Below are 17134 nucleotides of genomic sequence, written 5' to 3'. Positions count from 1 at the left end.
TTTATATCAGTGATATATGAATTTTCGGAGAGACAGGGCTAAGTAAATTTAGGCAACTTCTTGCCCAGGGCGAGCAAGAAGTTGCCCAGCGGGCAAGAAATTGCCTAATTTAAATTAGGCTTAGCAGAAGAGAGGCCGCTTACGAGAGATTGTCGAGGCCGCGCTCGGCCATGGCGACGGCGCGGAACAGTGCGCGCCCCTTGTTGAGGGTCTCCTGCCACTCCATCTCGGGGATCGAGTCGGCCACCACGCCAGCGCCGGCCTGGATCTGCAGCTCGCCGCCTTTGATCACCGCGGTACGGATGGCGATGGCGGTGTCCATATTGCCATGCCAGGAGAGGTAGCCCACCGCACCGGAGTAGATACCGCGCTTGACCGGCTCCAGCTCGTCGATGATCTCCATGGCGCGGATCTTGGGCGCGCCGGAGAGCGTGCCCGCCGGGAAGGTGGCACGCAGGGCGTCCATCGCGGTGAGGCCAGGCTTCAGCTTGCCGGTGACGTTGGAGACGATATGCATCACATGCGAGTAGCGCTCCACCGCCATCTGGTCGGTCACTACCACCGAGCCGGTCTCGCTGATACGGCCCACGTCGTTGCGCCCCAGGTCGATCAGCATCAGGTGCTCGGCGATCTCCTTGGGGTCGGCCAGCAGATCGGCCTCCAGTGCCTGGTCCTCCTCCTCGGTCTTGCCGCGCACCCGGGTGCCGGCAATCGGGCGCACCGTCACTTCGCCCTCCTCCAGCCGGGTGAGGATCTCCGGCGAGGAGCCCACCACGTGGTGGTCGTCGAGGTTGAAGAAGAACATGTAGGGCGAGGGGTTGAGGCTGCGCAGCGCACGGTAGAGGTCGAGCGGCGGCGCCTGATAGGGAATCGACATGCGCTGGGAGGGCACGCACTGCATCACGTCGCCGGCCAGCACGTAGCCCTTGATCTTGTCGACCGCGGCCTTGAAGCCCTCCTCGGTGAAGCCCGAGGTAAAGTGCCCCTCCTCCACCGCGCTGCGCCCGGTGCCGGGGCTGACGGTATTGAGGGTGGCGCTGCGCAGCTGGACCTCGAGGCGTTCGAGACGCGCCCGTGCCCGCGGATAGGCGTCGTCCTCGGCAGGGTCGGCGTGGGTCCACAGCGTCAGGCGGCCGGAGAGGTTGTCGAACACCACCAGCTCGTCGCAGACCATCAGCAGGATATCGGGCACGCCGAGGGGGTCGGGCTTGGCGGCGGCGGCCTCGCTGCGCAGTCGCGGCTCGACGTAGCGAATGGTGTCGTAGCCGAAGTAGCCGACCAGGCCGCCGTCGAAGCGCGGCTGGTCGTCGAGGCGTGGCACCTTGAAGCGCGCCTGGAACGCCTCGATCCAGTCCAGCGGATCCTCGACCTCGTGGCGCTCCACCTCGGCGCCCTCGACGATATGGCGCACCGTGAAGCCGCGCACCTCGATGCGCTCGCGGCTCGGCAGGCCAATGATCGAGTAGCGCCCCCACTTCTCGCCGCCCTGCACGGACTCCAGCAGGAAGGTCCAGGGCGCATCGGCCAGTTTCAGATAGGTGGAAAGCGGCGTATCCAGGTCGGCGAGCACCTCGCGGGTCACCGGAATACGGTTATAGCCGGCCTCGGCCAGCTCATTGAAGCGCGCGGAAGTCATCATGCCCGGCGTATCCTCACAGTCTTGTCATCTTACGCGGGGCCTGGCACCGGATATCGGAGTCGGCCCGCTCATAGGGGGGCGGCCCGACGGCTGGCCATCTCGATGGTCGTGCGGGCGCGCTCAGCGGCGGTGTGTCGTCACCATCGCCAGCGCTTGACGTCGCGCATCAGCGCGCCGCCGCCGATAAGGGCGACCGCGAGCCGGGGGGAGAGAGAGGGTTGCAGCGTCATGGGCTGTCCGTGGGTCGAGGCTTGGCCAACCGTGGCCGAGCCGAGATGAAAGCGCGATCTCGTTGATTCAAAACCCTAAACGAGTTCCGCAAGCGATTCAACCAGGGCATCCGGCCGGCTCGCGGCCACCGGCTCACCGTGATTATAGCCGTAGGGCACCGCCAGGGTACGAAAGCCGGCGCGACGCCCCGCCTCGATGTCATGGCGCGAGTCGCCGACCATCAGGCAGTCGCCGGGGGCGACCCGGAAGTGCCGCGCCAGGTGAAGCAGCGGCGCCGGGTCGGGCTTCTTCTGAGGCAGTGCATCGCCGCCCAGGCAGAGCCCGAAGTGATCGGCCAGGCCGAAGCCCTCGAGGATCGGCGCAATAAAGGCCTGCGGCTTGTTGGTGACCAGTCCCAGCGGCATGTCGGCAGCGCGCAGGCCGTCGAGGGCCTCGCGCACACCGGGGTAGAGCCGCGTCAGCCTATTCGGCGCCAGCCCATAGTGATGCAGAAAGCGGGCATGCCCCCTCTCCTGCCGTTCGGCGCTTGGCAGCTCACCCAGCGCATCGTCAAGGGCGCGTTCGATCAGCTTGTGCGAGCCGTTGCCGACCCAGTCCCGCACCCGCGCCTCACCACGGGCACTCAGGCCATCGTCGGCCAGGGCGGCGTCCACCGCGGCGGCCAGATCCGGCACCGAATCGACCAGGGTGCCGTCGAGGTCGAAGACCACCAGTTTCACGCCCTGCAGGAGTGGATGCATTATCTCTTTTCCTTTCAATAAGTTGCCCAGTACGACGCAATCTACATCCATTTTATGCATGTAATATTACGAAAGAACATGCCCCGAATCACCGATCACCCATAGGAAAACGCCTCTCCCCGGCCTATGCTAGGCGCAGATATCGCCGTTACCGGGTAGCGTCCTCGCCCCGCGTGCCGCTGCTCCGACCCAGGCGATGCATTTGCTGATCCTTTTCATCATTTCTGGAGTCTCTCATGTCTCTACCACGCATCGTGGTGGTGGGCGGCGGCGCAGGCGGACTCGAGCTGGTCACTCGGCTCGGACGCAAGCTCGGCAAGCGTAAGCGTGCCGAGATCGTGCTCGTCGACCGCAACCCTACCCATATCTGGAAACCGCTGCTCCACGAGGTCGCCACCGGTGTCCTCGACTCGGGCCTCGATGAGGTCTCCTATCAGGGCCACTCCAAGGCCCACGGCTACCAGTTCCAGCGCGGCACCCTCAGCGATCTGGATCGCGAGGCCCAGACCCTTGCCCTGGCGCCGATCCTCGACGACGACGGCAGCGTGGTGCTGCCCTCGCGCAACCTGCACTACGACTACCTGGTGCTGGCGCTGGGCAGTGTCTCCAACGACTTCGGCACCCCCGGCGTGGCCGACCACTGCCACTTCCTCGACAGCCCCAAGCAGGCCGAGGCGTTTCGCCACGACATGCTCAACACCTTCCTGCGCTACAGCGACCCGGAGCGCCGCGTGCATCCCAAACTGGCAGTGGGCATCGTCGGCGCCGGCGCCACCGGGGTGGAGCTCGCCGCCGAGCTCTACGACGCCTCCAAGATGCTGCACAGCTACGGCTTTACCAATATGGATAGCGGCCAGCTCGACGTGCACCTGATCGAAGCCGCGCCGAGCATTCTGCCGGCGCTGCCGGACCGCATCACCCAGGCGGTCCACCGTGAGCTGGAGAAGCTCGGCGTCAATATCCACGTCGAGACCCGGGTCACCCAGGCCGACACGGAAGGCTTCATCACCGCCGACGGCACCCGCATCGAGACCGACCTCAGCGTGTGGGCGGCGGGCATCAAGGCGCCGCCGTTCCTCTCCGAGCTGGGGCTTGCCACCGAGCGCAACCACCAGATCAAGGTCAACGCCGAGCTGCAGAGTCTCGACGACCCGCGCATCTTCGCCTTCGGCGACTGTGCCAGCTGCCTGCAGTCGGATGGCAAGCCGGTGCCGCCGCGGGCCCAGGCCGCCCACCAGCAGGCCTCGCGGCTCTACCGCAACCTGCTGGCGACCCTCGAGGACAAGCCGCTCAAGCCGTTCGTGTTCCGCGACCGCGGCTCGCTGATCTCACTGGCGCACTTCGATGCGGTGGGCAGCCTGATGCGCGGCGCCTCGGCGCGCAGCCTGTTCCTCGAGGGCCGCATCGCCAAGCTGTTCTACGCCTCGCTCTACCGCATGCACCAGTTTGCGATTCACGGCGCGATCAAGACCGGCATGACCATCGTGGTCGACGGCATCAACCGCTTCCTGAAGCCGAAGATGAAACTGCACTGAGTCACTGAGCCCCGCCCCGGCGCGCCAACCAGGCGCGCTTGGCCGGGGCCGCCATCCGCTTGATCTCGCGCTCCAATCGCAGCGCCTCGGTGTGGCTGCCTACCGCCTGCTGATGCACCAGTGTCAAGGGCCCCTTGCCGCGCAGCGCCCGGGCGCCGCGCTTGCCGCCGCAGTGCTCGGCAAAGCGCCGCGTCACGTCGGTGCTGATGCCGGTATAGAGCGCACCGGCCGCGGTCTCGACCAGATAGAGGTACCAGACCGGCCCATCGGACGAGTCGTCAGACACTGGCCAGCTCGTCGCGCAGCGCCTTGAGCACGCCGTCATAGCGATTCGGCTCCTCGGCATTGCGCGCCTTGAAGATCGCCGAGCCAGCGACGAAGGTATCGGCACCGGCGCGGGCGATCTCGGCGATATTGTCGACCTTTACCCCACCGTCGATCTCGAGGCGAATATCGCGCCCCGAGGCGTCGATGCGCGCCCGCGCCTCGCGCAGCTTGTCGAGGGTACTAGGCAAGAACGACTGGCCGCCGAAGCCGGGGTTGACGCTCATCAGCAGGATCATGTCGACCTTGTCCATCACATAGTCGAGGTAGGAGAGCGGCGTGGCCGGGTTGAACACCAGCCCCGACTTGACGCCGCCGTCGCGGATCAGCTGCAGCGAGCGGTCGACATGCTCGGAGGCCTCGGGATGAAAGGTGATGTAGCTGGCCCCAGCGTCGATAAAGTCGCCGATCAGCCGGTCCACCGGCTTGACCATCAGGTGGGCGTCGATGGGGGCGGTGACGCCGTGCTTGCGCAGCGCCTCGCAGACCATCGGCCCGATGGTCAGGTTGGGCACGTAGTGGTTGTCCATCACGTCGAAGTGGACGATATCGGCCCCCGAGGCGAGCACGTCGTCGACCTCTTCGCCCAGGCGAGCGAAGTTGGCGGAGAGTATGGAAGGAGCGATCTTGAAGTCGCGGGGGGTGGCCATGAGGCGCTTTCCTCTGATACGGGGTCGCAAAGTTGAGTAGTCTAGGCGGGCAAGTCTACCAAAAACCGCGACACGGAATCGTCATGCCCACGCTCATCCTGGCCATCGCCGAGTTATTTGGCACCGCGCTGTGGTTCACCCCCAACGCCGTGCTCGCCGACCTGCAGGCGCTGTGGCAGCTCAGCGACGCCGACCTCGGCTGGCTGACCGGCGCCGTGCAGGGCGGTTTTCTGCTCGGCACCCTGCTGATCGGCCTGGGCGGCCTCGCCGACCGCCTCGACGCCAGCCGCCTGTTCACCGCCTGCTGCCTGCTCGGCGCGCTCTCCAACGCCCTGCTGCCCTGGGCCGGCGGGCTATGGGGCGCGGTGGGCCTGCGCGTGATCACCGGCATGTGCCTGGCCGGCATCTACCCGGTGGGCATGAAGCTGATGGTGGGCTGGACGCCGGGCAAGAGCGGCCTGGGACTGGCCTGGCTGGTGGGGATGCTGGTGCTGGGCACCGCCCTGCCCCACGGCCTGCGTGGCCTGGGCGAACTCAGCGCCGGCATCCCTTGGCAGGGCGGCATCTGGGGCGCCTCGCTGCTGGCGGTGGCCGGCGGCGTCATGGTCTGGCGCCTCGGCGAGGCCCCGGAAGTGCGCCAGGCCAAGCAGCACGCCGGCGGCCCGGGCGCTCGCCTGGCGGGGCTCGAGGCGTTCTCCATCGGCGGCTTTCGGCGCGCGGCCAGCGCCTACTTCGGGCATATGTGGGAGCTCTATACGCTGTGGGCGCTGCTGCCGCTGATGCTGCTGGCCGCCGCCCCGGGGCTGGAGACCGCGCAGCTGGCGCTGCTCGCCTTTACCCTGATCGCCGTGGGCGGCCCGGCCTGCTGGCTGGGCGGTGCTCTGAGCCAACGTGTCGGCAGCCGCCGGGTAGCGCAGCTGGGCTTGGCCGGCTCGGCGCTCTGCTGCCTGGCCTACCCGCTGCTCGGCCCACTGCTGGCACCGGCCGGCGGGTCGCTGCTGCCACTGGCACTGTTCCTGGCGCTCTGGAGCGCGCTGGCGGTGGTCGACTCGCCGCAGTTCTCGGCGCTCTCGGCGGCGGCCTGCCCGGCGCGTATCGTCGGCAGCGCCCTGACCCTGCAGAATGCCATCGGCTTCGCCATCTCGATGCTGTCGCTGATCGTGCTGATTCCGCTGTGGCAGGCGCTAGGGCCGTGGCTGGCCTGGCTGCTGCTGCCCGGCCCGCTGGTGGGGCTCTACTGCCTGCGCCAGCCCCGCGCGACCGGCATATAAACCCACACTATTGCGTTATATTGCTAAATTGAATAATAAACGGGATTGTCATTCCTTAATCGTTGGTTTAGCCTTCGCTCCAATCACCACACTTTGTGCTGGAGCCGAATCCTATGTCAGCTACATCCCTGTTTCGCCGCGGCGCCCTCGGCGCCTCTCTGGCCGCCGCGCTGACCGCTGGCGTCGTCACCCCCAGCGTGGCCGCCGAGCGCGAGCTGCTCAACTCCTCCTACGATATCGCCCGTGAACTGTTCTCGGCGATCAACCCCGAGTTCATCGCCTGGTGGCAGGAAGAGCACGGTGAAGAGATCGACGTGCAGCAGTCCCATGGCGGCTCCTCGGCCCAGGCTCGCGCCATCCTTCAGGGTCTGCGCGCCGACGTGGTGACCTACAACCAGGTCACCGACGTCCAGGCGCTGGCCGACGACGGTCTGGTCGCCGAGGATTGGCAGGACGCCTTCGACAACAACGCCTCGCCCTACTACTCCACCACCGCTTTCCTGGTGCGCAAGGATAACCCCAAGGGCATCGAGAGCTGGGACGACCTGGTCCGCGAGGATGTCGAGATGGTGTTCCCCAACCCCAAGACCTCGGGCAATGGCCGCTACACCTACCTGGCGGCCTGGGGCTTCGCCGAGGATCAGTTTGACGGCGACGAGGAGCAGATCCATGACTTTATGCGTACCTTCCTCGCTAACGTTGCGGTATTCGACACCGGCGGCCGTGGCGCCACCACCAGCTTTATCGAGCGCGGCATCGGCGATGTGCTGATCAGCTTCGAGTCCGAGGTCAACAACATCCGCGGCGAGTACGGCACAGACGACTACGAAGTCATCGTGCCGCCGGTCAGCATCCTGGCCGAGTTCCCGGTCGCGGTGGTCGGCCCCAACGCCGAGCGCAACGGCAACCTCGACCTGGCCCAGGCCTACATCGAGTACCTCTATAGCGAAGACGCTCAGCGCCAGCTGGCCGGCTTCAACTATCGCGTGAACAATGAGGCAGTGGCCGAAGAGTTCTCCGACCAGTTCCCCGAGACCGAGCTGCTGCGCGTCGAAGACGTCTTCGGTAGCTGGGACGAGGCGATGGAGGACCACTTCGCCAATGGCGCCCTGCTGGATCAGCTGCAGCGCAGATGATTACGCTCGCTAACATCACCGGCAGCGCCCCCAAGCGGGTGCTGCCGGGTTTCGGTTTATCGCTGGGCATCAGCCTGACCTTCGTGTCGCTGATGCTGCTGCTGCCCATGACCAGTCTATTCGGGCAGCTGTCGGGCATCAGCCTGGCGGAGTACTGGCGGATCATCACCGACGGACGGGTCGTCGCCAGCTATACCGTGACCATCGGCGCCGCGGCGGTGGCCGCGCTGGTCAACGCCGCCTTCGGGCTGCTGCTGGCCTGGGTGCTGGTGCGCTACGAGTTTCCCGGCAAGCGCCTGCTCGACGCATTGATGGATCTGCCCTTCGCGCTGCCTACCGCGGTGGCAGGGATCACCCTGGCCACGCTCTACTCGAGCAACGGCTGGATGGGCCGCCTGCTCGACCCGCTGGGCATTCAGGTCGCCTACACCTGGGTGGGTATCGCCCTGGCCATGGCCTTTACCAGTATTCCGTTCGTGGTGCGCACGGTGCAGCCGGTGCTCGAGGATCTGCCCAACGAGGTCGACGAGGCCGCGCTGACCCTGGGCGCGAGCGACGCGACGGCGTTTCGACGGGTGATCCTGCCGCACCTGTGGCCGGCGCTGGTGACCGGTACCGGGCTGGCCTTCGTGCGCTCGCTGGGCGAGTTCGGGGCGATCATCTTTATCGCCGGCAATTCCCCCTACGAGACCGAGATCACCGCGCTGATGATTTTCGTCAAGCTCCAGGAGTACGACTACGTCGGCGCCTCGGCCATCGCCTCGGTGGTACTGGCCGTGTCGCTGGCGCTGCTACTGGCGATCAATATCTGGCAGGGGCACTTTATCAAGCGCCTGCATGGAGGACGCGGCTGATGCAACGGATCGGTGACGCGCCGCGGGTACGGCGCATTCTGGTGATCAGCGCCGTGCTGTTGGCGGCGCTGTTCCTGCTGCTACCGCTGGTGGCAATCTTCGCCCAGGCCTTCTCCCAGGGCATGGAGGTGTTCTGGCGTAACGTCAGCAACCACTACACCCTGCGCGCCATCGGCCTGACGCTGTTCATCACCGTGCTGACGATCCCCGTCTGCCTGGTATTCGGCGTGGCGCTGGCCTGGCTGGTGACCCGCTTCAGCTTCCCCGGGCGGCGCCTGCTGCAGACCCTGATCGACATCCCCTTTGCGGTGTCGCCGGTGGTCGCCGGCCTGGTCTACCTGCTGCTCTACGGGCGCAACGGCTGGATCGGCGGCTGGCTCGACGGCTACGATATCCAGCTGATGTTCGCCTGGCCGGGGATTCTGATGGTGACCATCTTCGTCACCTGCCCGTTCGTGGCCCGTGAGCTGATTCCGCTGATGCAGGCCCAAGGCTCGCGGGACGAAGAGGCGGCGGTGACCCTTGGCGCCTCGGGCTGGACGCTGTTTCGCCGGGTCACGCTGCCCAATATTCGCTGGGCGCTGCTCTACGGGGTGATCCTCACCAACGCCCGGGCAGTGGGCGAGTTCGGTGCCGTGTCGGTGGTCTCCGGGGCCATCCGCGGCCAGACCAACACCCTGCCGCTGCATCTGGAGCAGCTCTACCAGGACTACAACACCGTGGGCGCCTTCGCCAGCGCCGCGCTGTTGGCCCTGATCGCTTTGCTGACGCTGGCCGCCAAGGCCAGCCTCGAATGGCGCGCCGCGCGCCAGGAGGCTTGAGATGAGCATCCGTCTGACCAATATTGCCAAGACCTTCGGCCGCACCCAGGCGCTGGAGCCGATCGATCTCGACATCCACGATGGCGAGCTGGTCGGCCTGCTCGGCCCCTCGGGGTCGGGCAAGACCACCCTGCTGCGCATCATCGCCGGGCTCGAGCAGGCCGACGCCAAGCCCGCCGGGCGCATTCAGTTCGGCGACCGCGACGTCACCCAGGTCCATGTGCGCGACCGGCGCATCGGCTTCGTGTTCCAGCACTATGCGCTGTTCCGGCATATGACGGTGTTCGACAACGTCGCCTTCGGCCTCACCGTGATGCCGCGCAAGCAGAGACCCTCAAGCGGCGAGATCCGCGCCCGGGTGCATCGCCTGCTGGAGATGGTACAGCTCGAGGACTTCGCCAAGCGCTATCCGGCGCAGCTCTCCGGCGGCCAGCAGCAGCGCGTCTCGCTGGCCCGGGCACTGGCGCTGCGCCCCGATGTGCTGCTCCTCGACGAGCCGTTCGGCGCACTGGACGCCAAGGTGCGCCAGGACCTGCGCCGCTGGCTGCGCCACCTGCACGATGAGCTCAACTTCACCAGCGTGTTCGTCACCCACGATCAGGAGGAGGCGCTGGAGCTCTCCGACCGTGTGGTGGTAATGAGCAACGGCCGCATCGAGCAGATCGATACCCCCGAGGCGCTCTACCGCGCCCCGGCCAACCGCTTCGTGTTCGAGTTCCTCGGCGACGTCAACCGCCTCGAGGGCGACGTGCGCAACGGCGTGCTGACCTGCGGTGACGCCCAGCTGGCGGTGAGCGAGCTCGACGACGGCCGCGAAGAGTTGCTGCTGCGCCCCCACGAGGTCAAGCTGGCCGATGCGCCGAGCGATGCCGCCCGGCTGCCGGTCACGGTCACCTCGATCTCGCCGATAGGCGCCGAGGTACGGGTCGAGCTGGAGGCCGACTGGCTGCCGGCACCGTGGCTGGCCACGGTGCGCCACGCAGACTTCGAGCGCCTGGCGATCAGCCGCGGCCAGCGGCTCTATGCGATCCCGCGCCGCTGGCACCGCTTCGACGATGAAACCGCCAAGCGGCGCCAGCCCACCGCGGCCTGAACCAGCGTTATAACGGCGACGTTTCGCAATGGAGATCGGCAACAGGCTGAAGTGAGGTTTGAAGGCGTGCCAGCCGGGCGGCAGAGGCTTATACTCGACGCACCACCTTCCGCCTGTTGATCATTCAGGAGTTTCGCATGCTGTCTCGTTGCGGATTACGCACTCTGTTTGCCGCCGCCGCGCTGGCTCTGGCCGGCTGCACCAGCCCTCACTATCTGCAGGTAGACCCGCAGATCACCGCCGACATTCCCCAGAGCGGCGGCGGTCAGGAAGTCACCGTCAACGTGGTCGACGAACGCGAGTCCGAGGTGCTGGGCACGCGCAGCGGCTCGGCGATGTCGGCGGCCCAGATCACCGTCAACTCCCATGACGTGGTGCCCAAACTGCAGGAGCAGGCCGAGGCTGCGGTGCGCCGCATGGGTTTCTCGCCTACTACTCAGCCCAGCGACGGCCGGCCCTCACTGACCCTGACGCTGACCCGCCTCGACTACGCCCGCGGCGATGGTGTGCCAGTGCTCGGCGAAGCGGTGCTCGAAGCAGTGTTCCGCGCCGAGGCGGTCAACCAGCGCAATACCTACACCGGCACCTATACCTCACGCCGCACCCAGAGCTACGCGGTACGCCCCGATCAGGACACCAACACGCGCATGGTCAACGACCTGCTCAGCGACGGTTTGAACCGCACCTTCCGCGACCCCGAGCTGGGCCAGCTGCTGGCCCGCTAAACCAGGCCATGCCTGAAGCTGGCCACGCCCCTCCCAACAACCACTGAGCCCCGCGATCTCGCGGGGCTCAGTGGTTCAGGCAGGCTAGCCGGGCGCTCAGGCCATCGGGCCGCGCCGCTTGAGCGCCCAGGCGCTCTCGTAAAAGCCGTTGTCTTCCGGCTCACCGTCGGCCAGATGGGTCAGCTCGAAGTTGGGCTCGAACAGCTCGCGCACCTCCTCGGCGGGGACACTGTAAGGCGGCCCCGCTCCCTCCCCACCTCGAGTGAGGCTGATCAGCAGCCCCACCGAGCCCGGCGGCAGTAGCTGAGCAAGGTGGAAAGCGTAGCGCTGACGGGTGGCCGGGGGCAGCGCAATCAGCGCGGCGCGGTCGTAAAAGGCCCCGATCTCCGCCGCCTGCTGGATGTGGAAGTGAAAGAAATCACCGCCCCACAGTTCGACGCTTCCCTGACGGCAGATATCGAAGTCGCCCTGGTGATAGCGCGACACCTCACCGCTACCCTCGGCCAGAAACTGTTCGATGGCATCCGTGGCCAACTCGATGCCCAGCACCGGATGCCCCTGCTCGGCCAGCCAGCGCATGTCGAGGCTCTTGCCGCATAGCGGCACCAGCACCTTGGCCCCCGGCGCGGCGCCTAGCGACGGCCAGAAACGCACCAGCGCCGGATGCACCGCGTCGCGATGAAAACCGATACGCCCCTCGCGCCAGCGCGCCAACCACTCGTTCTCTTCGCTCTGCTGCATGCTCAGGCGATCCCCGTTCAGAACCAGCGGTCGTTCTTCTTGCGCCGCCGCGGCAGGTGAGGAACGATCAGGCCGACCAACAGGCCGGCGCCGGCCACGCCGCCGCCGTACATGAAGTAGCGCAGCAGCAGGTCTTCCTCCTGAGTGTCGAGTCGCGCCTGCAGGCCACGCACCTGACGCAGGGCCTCATCGGCCTCGGCGTCCAGCTCGCGGTTGCGGGTCTCGAGTTCCTCGATGCGCTGCTGGCGCTGTTCGAGGGTCTCGGTCATGGTCGACACGCGGGTTTCCCACTCCTCGTTGATTCCGTCGAGCTCACTGGTCAGGCTGGCCACCTGGGCCTCGAGCTCGGGCACCCTGACGCCGGCGCTGGGCGAGTCCTGCAGCTCGTCACTAAGAATCCACACCGTATCGCCGTCGGCATCCTCGACCCGCGTATAACTACCGCTGGTCTCGAGCACTGTGACCGGCTCGCCAGCGGTGAGGGTACCGACGATACGATAGCCGTCGGTGGGGCCGCTTCTGACGAAGGTGGTCAGGCCGTCTGAGACCCAGGCCTGGTTATCGTCCGCTTCCTGGGCCTGCGCCCCGAGGGCCATGGCCCCCAGCGACACGCCCAGCATCAATGTCTTGAATGTACGCATATGTCTGCCGTGTTCGTGGCTCGAGTTGGGCGAGTCGCGCCCGCTCCACCCTGATGGCACCGCCCGAGCATCCTGTCACTGGCGGCGCGATGAGACCGCGTCCCATCCACAGCTTCTGTGGATAAGTCTTGGGAAAACCTCCCCCGAAGTCGATGTCAGCCACCGAGATGCCTGACACCCCCTCAAATCGTTCATTTTTTGATCAGCTGTCGCTACGAGGCGGCCAGCTCATCGGGCGCGGAAATTCCGCCACCTTGCCCTCGGCCTTGACCGCCTTGGGCGTACCTTCACGCTCGACTTCATCGATGCGCACGATCGCATTCAGCGGAATATAGCTGCGGCTGACACCGTCAAAGGTCCGCCTCAGCTTCTCGGTAGAGGGGTCCACCACCAGCTTGCTGGCGTCCTCGAAGACAAACGCCTCGACCTCGATAAACCCCCACAGGTCGCTCTGGAAGATCTCGCGGGCGTAAAGCTCCCAGATCTCCCCCAGATTATGAAACACCACCCGGTAAATAGGCTTGGCCGCCATACTGCCTCTGCATTTATGCCACATCAACGACGCCGGCAGCACCTGGATGCCGACCCTAGGGGGCGAAGAATAGCACAGCCTCGGCCAATTCGAGCCCCCACCGCTGGCCCCACCGGCGGGCTATCCGTATAATCGCCGAGATACGTCAGCAACGGCCCGCGGGCCGCCTGGATGAATCCCCTGAACCGGTAACGGCTAGGTCGGGCTCACACGCCACGACCCTAATTCTTATGGCGAAGAAACTCTTCATCAAGACCCACGGCTGCCAGATGAACGAGTATGATTCGGCCCGCATGGCGGATCTGCTCGGCGAATCCCACCAGCTCGAACTCACCGATAACGAAGGTGAGGCGGACGTGATTCTGCTCAACACCTGCTCGATCCGTGAAAAGGCCCAGGAAAAGGTCTTCCACCAGCTCGGCCGCTGGAAGAAGCTCAAGGACGCCAACCCCGATCTGGTGATCGGCGTCGGCGGCTGCGTGGCCAGCCAGGAGGGCGAGGCGCTGCGCAAGCGCGCGCCCCATGTCGACATGGTGTTCGGTCCCCAGACCCTGCACCGGGTGCCGGCAATGCTCGACTCTCGGCGCGGCAGCGAGCAGATCTCGGTGGTCGACGTCACCTTCCCCGAGATCGAGAAATTCGACCATCTGCCCATGCCCAGCGCCGATGGCGCCACCGCCTTCGTGTCGGTCATGGAGGGGTGCTCGAAATACTGCACCTTCTGCGTGGTGCCCTATACCCGCGGCGAGGAAGTCTCGCGCCCCTTCGAGGCAGTGATGGACGAGGTGATTCACCTCGCCGAGCAGGGCGTACGCGAGATCAACCTGCTGGGCCAGAACGTCAACGCCTACCGCGGCGAGAATCAGCTCGGCGACGAGATCGATCTGGCCGAGCTGATCGCCTGCGTGGCGGCGGTGGAGGGCATCGACCGCATCCGCTTCACCACCTCGCACCCGGTGGAGTTCTCCGACAGCCTGATCGAGGCCTACGCCGAGATCCCCGAGCTGGTCAGCCATCTGCACCTGCCGGTGCAGGCCGGCTCCGACCGCATCCTGGCAGCGATGAAGCGCGGCCATACGGTGGAAGAGTACGTCGAGAAGATGGAGCGCATCCGCGCCCTGCGCCCGGATATCAGCTTCTCCTCCGACTTCATTATCGGCTTCCCCGGCGAAACCGAGGCAGACTTCGAAGCGACCATGGACCTGATTCACCGCATCGGCTTCGATCACTCCTTCAGCTTCGTCTACTCGGCGCGCCCCGGCACCCCGGCGGCCTCCCTCGAAGATGAAACACCGGAGGCGGTCAAGAAACAGCGCCTGGCCATCCTCCAGGAGCGCATCATTCAGCAGGCGATGCAGATCAGTCGGCGGATGGTGGGCTCCACCCAGCGCATTCTGGTCACCGGCTTCTCGCCCAAGGACCCCGGCCAGCTGTCGGGCCGTACCGAAAACAACCGGGTGGTCAATTTCCGCGCTGCCAATCCCACCGAGCTGATCGGCCACTTCGTCGACGTGGAAATCAGCGAGGCGCTGCCCAACTCGCTGCGCGGCGAACTCGCCTCTCCGGCGCTGCATTGAACCGCCACTATCGACTAGGCTGAATATCTAGTTAACGTACGACATTGCCCCGGGCTGCCCCGGGGCAGTAAGCTCGTCGAATCCATTCGCAACGCACGGATCCCTTGCTCTTGAGCCAACACAGTTCTCAGGCCAATCGCATCATCACGCTGACCCTCGAACCTAACGACCCACGTCGCCTGGCCAACTTATGCGGCCAGCGTGATGAGCACCTCAAGCTGGTCGAGGAGCGCCTGGGCATCACCCTGCGCAACCGAGGCAACACCTTCCAACTGGCCGGGCCCAGTTCACGGGTCAAGGCAGCGGCCAATGTGGTCGAGCATCTCTACCGTGAGACCGAAGCCAGCGATTTGTCGCCGGATACCGTGCATCTGTTTCTGCAGGAGTCCGGCCTCGAGGCGCTAGAGGAGGAGGAAGGCGTCGAGGACAGCGAGGTCCTGCTGCGCACCACGCGGGCGCTGATCAAGCCGCGCGGGCTCAACCAGCAGAGCTATGTGCAGAGTATTCGCGAGCACGATATCAATTTCGGTATCGGCCCGGCGGGCACCGGCAAGACCTATCTGGCCGTGGCCGCCGCGGTGGAGGCGCTCAACCAGCAGGAGGTGCGACGCATCCTGCTGGTGCGCCCGGCGGTGGAGGCCGGCGAGAAGCTCGGCTTCCTGCCCGGCGACCTGGCCCAGAAGATCGACCCTTACCTGCGCCCGCTGTATGACGCCCTGTATGAAATGATCGGCTTCGAGCAGGTCGGCAAACTGATCGAGCGGCAGATCATCGAGATCGCCCCGCTGGCCTATATGCGCGGTCGCACCCTCAATAACTCCTTCATCATTCTCGACGAGAGCCAGAACACCACCCGCGAGCAGATGAAGATGTTCCTGACCCGCATCGGCTTCGGCTCCACCGCGGTGATCACTGGCGACGTGACCCAGGTCGACCTGCCGCGGGGCCAGAGCTCGGGGTTGATTCAGGTGCTCGATGTGCTCAAGGGCACCCCAGGCATCGGCGTCACCCACTTTGCCGCCAAGGACGTGGTGCGCCACCCGCTGGTGCAGCGCATTATCGAGGCTTACGACCACTTCGAGGCCGAGCAGGAAGCTGCCGAGCGCCAGCGCAAGCTGGAGCGCGACCAGGAGCGGGCCGCGCTGCGCCGCGAGCAGCTGGAACGCGATCTGCGTCAGGATCCACGGACGTGACTCATGCTCCCTGCGTAGATCGCCAGGTCGCTCTTGCCGACGACAGCCAACTGCCCGATCAGGCCAGCCTCGAACGCTGGGTCGCCGCGGCGCTGGCCCACGCCGGCGAACATGACCGCGACGAACTCAGCGTACGCTTCGTCGACAGCGCGGAAAGCCAGGCGCTCAATCGCGACTACCGCGGTAAAGATGCCCCCACCAATGTGCTCTCCTTCGGCGTCGAGCTGCCGCCGGGGGTGGCCCTGCCGCTGCTGGGGGATCTGGCGATCTGCCACTCGGTGGTGGTACGTGAGGCTAATGAGCAAGGCAAAACGCTGGCCGACCACTATGCCCACATGGTGGTTCATGGCACGCTGCACCTGCTCGGCTACGACCATGTCGACGACGCCGAGGCCGAGGCCATGGAACAGCTCGAGCGCGAGATCCTCGCCGAGCTTGGGATCGCCGATCCTTATCGCACCGAGGACAGCGCGTCCAATGCCCCTTCTGCCGCACTAGAGGACGAGAGACCCGACGCATGAGTGAAGACCGATCGAGTAGCCTGAACAACAAATCCTGGCTCGAGAAGTTTTTCAGCGCCTTCTCATCCGACAGCGACGAGCCCAGCTCGCGCGATGAACTGCTGGCTTTCCTGCGTGAAGCGGGTACCCGGCTGCGCCTCGACCAGGACGCGCTGACCATCATCGAGGGTGCCCTGCAGATCAGCGACCAGCAGGTCCGCGAGGTGCTGATTCCACGCTCCCAGGTCAATTCCATCGGCCTCGAACAGGCGCCCGAGGAGTATCTGCCGGTGATCCTCGAGACCGGCCACTCGCGCTATCCGGTGATCGGCGAGAATCTCGACGAGGTGCACGGCATCCTGCTGGTCAAGGATCTGCTGCCGCTGCTCTCCGAGAGCCAGGACAAGCGACAGCACTTCGCCCTCGACAGCGTGCTGCGCCCGGCGATGTTCGTACCCGAATCGAAGCGCCTCAACAGCCTGCTCAAGGAGTTCCGCGACACTCACAACCATATGGCGGTGGTGGTCGACGAGTATGGCGGCACCGCCGGGATCGTGACCATCGAGGATATCCTCGAGCAGATCGTCGGCGACATCGAGGACGAACACGATACCGACGAAGAGGACGATATTCGCGAGCTGGGTGACGGCCGCTTCGCGATTCGTGCCCTGACGCCCATAGAAGACTTCAACGAACGTTTCGAAACGCGCTTCTCGGACGAGGAGTTCGACACTGTTGGCGGACTGGTAATGCAGCGCTTTGGCCATCTGCCGCGTCGCGGCGAGCATGCTGATCTGGGTGGCTGGCGCTTTACCGTACTCAACGCTGATAATCGCCGCATTCGCCTGCTGCAAGCCGAGCGTGCCGAGCAAGCCAACGAGAATGACAGCGCCAATGCGGCCGACGGTTAGTCTCTGTTCAAGGAACGATC

Annotated in this window: 18 protein-coding genes; 11 read left to right on the top strand and 7 right to left on the bottom strand. The window is 65.7% G+C overall.

Annotated elements, in window-relative coordinates; translation table 11 throughout:
* Nucleotides 1–139: 139 nt before the first annotated feature.
* Complete coding sequence (gene trpE, locus IEI94_RS14965) at nt 140–1636, bottom strand: anthranilate synthase component I (protein WP_191169616.1); 1497 nt, start codon at nt 1634–1636, stop codon at nt 140–142.
* A 308-nt stretch (nt 1637–1944) separates the two neighbouring features.
* The gene (locus IEI94_RS14960; protein WP_191168078.1) at nt 1945–2610 is read right to left on the bottom strand and encodes a phosphoglycolate phosphatase; all 666 of its coding nucleotides are present in this window, start codon (nt 2608–2610) and stop codon (nt 1945–1947) included.
* Between the two features lie 236 nt (nt 2611–2846).
* Here IEI94_RS14960 and IEI94_RS14955 point away from each other — a divergent pair, with 236 nt between their 5' ends.
* Nucleotides 2847–4145: an NAD(P)/FAD-dependent oxidoreductase gene (locus IEI94_RS14955; RefSeq protein WP_191168077.1), complete on the top strand. Its 1299-nt coding sequence runs from the start codon at nt 2847–2849 to the stop codon at nt 4143–4145.
* Nucleotide 4146: 1 nt separating this feature from the next.
* On the opposite strand, the gene IEI94_RS14950 is transcribed toward IEI94_RS14955, so the two are convergent.
* Together IEI94_RS14950 and rpe are read right to left on the bottom strand one after the other, a co-directional pair.
* On the bottom strand, nt 4147–4431 hold the full coding sequence (locus IEI94_RS14950; RefSeq protein WP_318153404.1) for a GIY-YIG nuclease family protein: 285 nt from the start codon (nt 4429–4431) through the stop codon (nt 4147–4149).
* Nucleotides 4424–5119, bottom strand: coding sequence for a ribulose-phosphate 3-epimerase (rpe, locus tag IEI94_RS14945; protein ID WP_191168075.1), 696 nt, complete (start codon nt 5117–5119; stop codon nt 4424–4426). Before rpe ends, IEI94_RS14950 begins: the two co-directional genes overlap by 8 nt.
* Before the next feature lie 83 nt (nt 5120–5202).
* On the opposite strand from rpe, the gene IEI94_RS14940 reads away from it, so the two are divergent.
* From IEI94_RS14940 to IEI94_RS14915, 6 genes are all read left to right on the top strand, one after another.
* Nucleotides 5203–6390 (top strand): MFS transporter, encoded by a 1188-nt coding sequence (locus tag IEI94_RS14940; RefSeq protein ID WP_191168074.1) that lies wholly within the window; start codon nt 5203–5205, stop codon nt 6388–6390.
* Nucleotides 6391–6503: 113 nt separating this feature from the next.
* Complete coding sequence (gene cysP, locus IEI94_RS14935) at nt 6504–7526, top strand: thiosulfate ABC transporter substrate-binding protein CysP (RefSeq protein WP_191168073.1); 1023 nt, start codon at nt 6504–6506, stop codon at nt 7524–7526.
* Nucleotides 7523–8380, top strand: coding sequence for a sulfate ABC transporter permease subunit CysT (gene cysT / locus IEI94_RS14930; RefSeq protein WP_191168072.1), 858 nt, complete (start codon nt 7523–7525; stop codon nt 8378–8380). The genes cysP and cysT overlap by 4 nt, the downstream gene beginning before the upstream one ends.
* On the top strand, nt 8380–9201 hold the full coding sequence (gene cysW, locus IEI94_RS14925) for a sulfate ABC transporter permease subunit CysW (protein WP_191168071.1): 822 nt from the start codon (nt 8380–8382) through the stop codon (nt 9199–9201). The genes cysT and cysW overlap by 1 nt, the downstream gene beginning before the upstream one ends.
* A 1-nt stretch (nt 9202) precedes the next feature.
* Nucleotides 9203–10294, top strand: coding sequence for a sulfate/molybdate ABC transporter ATP-binding protein (locus tag IEI94_RS14920; protein WP_191168070.1), 1092 nt, complete (start codon nt 9203–9205; stop codon nt 10292–10294).
* A gap of 137 nt (nt 10295–10431) precedes the next feature.
* Nucleotides 10432–11019 (top strand): YajG family lipoprotein, encoded by a 588-nt coding sequence (locus IEI94_RS14915; protein ID WP_191168069.1) that lies wholly within the window; start codon nt 10432–10434, stop codon nt 11017–11019.
* Between the two features lie 96 nt (nt 11020–11115).
* Here IEI94_RS14915 and IEI94_RS14910 read toward each other — a convergent pair whose 3' ends face one another.
* From IEI94_RS14910 to IEI94_RS14900, 3 genes are all read right to left on the bottom strand, one after another.
* Nucleotides 11116–11760, bottom strand: coding sequence for a thiopurine S-methyltransferase (locus IEI94_RS14910; RefSeq protein WP_191168068.1), 645 nt, complete (start codon nt 11758–11760; stop codon nt 11116–11118).
* A gap of 17 nt (nt 11761–11777) precedes the next feature.
* Nucleotides 11778–12401: a TIGR04211 family SH3 domain-containing protein gene (locus tag IEI94_RS14905; protein ID WP_191168067.1), complete on the bottom strand. Its 624-nt coding sequence runs from the start codon at nt 12399–12401 to the stop codon at nt 11778–11780.
* A 202-nt stretch (nt 12402–12603) separates the two neighbouring features.
* On the bottom strand, nt 12604–12933 hold the full coding sequence (locus IEI94_RS14900; protein WP_191168066.1) for a DUF1820 family protein: 330 nt from the start codon (nt 12931–12933) through the stop codon (nt 12604–12606).
* 230 nt (nt 12934–13163) lie between these two features.
* Between IEI94_RS14900 and miaB the strand changes: the two genes are divergently transcribed.
* The 4 genes from miaB to IEI94_RS14880 all read left to right on the top strand — a co-directional run bounded on the left by miaB (nt 13164) and on the right by IEI94_RS14880 (nt 17114).
* Entirely contained in the window at nt 13164–14510 is a 1347-nt protein-coding gene (gene miaB, locus IEI94_RS14895; protein WP_191168065.1) for a tRNA (N6-isopentenyl adenosine(37)-C2)-methylthiotransferase MiaB, read from the top strand.
* A gap of 110 nt (nt 14511–14620) precedes the next feature.
* Nucleotides 14621–15703, top strand: coding sequence for a PhoH family protein (locus IEI94_RS14890; protein WP_191168064.1), 1083 nt, complete (start codon nt 14621–14623; stop codon nt 15701–15703).
* Nucleotides 15700–16224 carry an rRNA maturation RNase YbeY gene (ybeY, locus tag IEI94_RS14885; protein ID WP_191168063.1) on the top strand — a complete coding sequence of 175 codons (525 nt, stop codon included), beginning with the start codon at nt 15700–15702 and terminating at the stop codon, nt 16222–16224. Before IEI94_RS14890 ends, ybeY begins: the two co-directional genes overlap by 4 nt.
* Entirely contained in the window at nt 16221–17114 is an 894-nt protein-coding gene (locus IEI94_RS14880) for an HlyC/CorC family transporter (protein WP_191168062.1), read from the top strand. Before ybeY ends, IEI94_RS14880 begins: the two co-directional genes overlap by 4 nt.
* Nucleotides 17115–17134 lie beyond the last annotated feature (20 nt).

The organism is Halomonas sp. ML-15, assembly GCF_014779595.1.
Classification (GTDB): Bacteria; Pseudomonadota; Gammaproteobacteria; order Pseudomonadales; family Halomonadaceae; genus Franzmannia.
This window is presented reverse-complemented; position numbering and strand designations above follow the sequence as displayed.

Excerpts from the sequence above, each read along its gene's own strand:
- IEI94_RS14915 (WP_191168069.1), top strand. The coding sequence starts at position 10,432 with ATGCTGTCTCGTTGCGGATTACGCACTCTGTTTGCCGCCGCCGCGCTG.
- IEI94_RS14880 (WP_191168062.1), top strand. The coding sequence starts at position 16,221 with ATGAGTGAAGACCGATCGAGTAGCCTGAACAACAAATCCTGGCTCGAG.
- IEI94_RS14960 (WP_191168078.1), bottom strand. The coding sequence starts at position 2,610 with ATGCATCCACTCCTGCAGGGCGTGAAACTGGTGGTCTTCGACCTCGAC.
- miaB (WP_191168065.1), top strand. The coding sequence starts at position 13,164 with ATGGCGAAGAAACTCTTCATCAAGACCCACGGCTGCCAGATGAACGAG.
- cysP (WP_191168073.1), top strand. The coding sequence starts at position 6,504 with ATGTCAGCTACATCCCTGTTTCGCCGCGGCGCCCTCGGCGCCTCTCTG.
- rpe (WP_191168075.1), bottom strand. The coding sequence starts at position 5,119 with ATGGCCACCCCCCGCGACTTCAAGATCGCTCCTTCCATACTCTCCGCC.
- cysT (WP_191168072.1), top strand. The coding sequence starts at position 7,523 with ATGATTACGCTCGCTAACATCACCGGCAGCGCCCCCAAGCGGGTGCTG.
- cysW (WP_191168071.1), top strand. The coding sequence starts at position 8,380 with ATGCAACGGATCGGTGACGCGCCGCGGGTACGGCGCATTCTGGTGATC.
- IEI94_RS14910 (WP_191168068.1), bottom strand. The coding sequence starts at position 11,760 with ATGCAGCAGAGCGAAGAGAACGAGTGGTTGGCGCGCTGGCGCGAGGGG.
- IEI94_RS14940 (WP_191168074.1), top strand. The coding sequence starts at position 5,203 with ATGCCCACGCTCATCCTGGCCATCGCCGAGTTATTTGGCACCGCGCTG.
- IEI94_RS14955 (WP_191168077.1), top strand. The coding sequence starts at position 2,847 with ATGTCTCTACCACGCATCGTGGTGGTGGGCGGCGGCGCAGGCGGACTC.
- IEI94_RS14920 (WP_191168070.1), top strand. The coding sequence starts at position 9,203 with ATGAGCATCCGTCTGACCAATATTGCCAAGACCTTCGGCCGCACCCAG.
- IEI94_RS14905 (WP_191168067.1), bottom strand. The coding sequence starts at position 12,401 with ATGCGTACATTCAAGACATTGATGCTGGGCGTGTCGCTGGGGGCCATG.
- trpE (WP_191169616.1), bottom strand. The coding sequence starts at position 1,636 with ATGACTTCCGCGCGCTTCAATGAGCTGGCCGAGGCCGGCTATAACCGT.
- IEI94_RS14900 (WP_191168066.1), bottom strand. The coding sequence starts at position 12,933 with ATGGCGGCCAAGCCTATTTACCGGGTGGTGTTTCATAATCTGGGGGAG.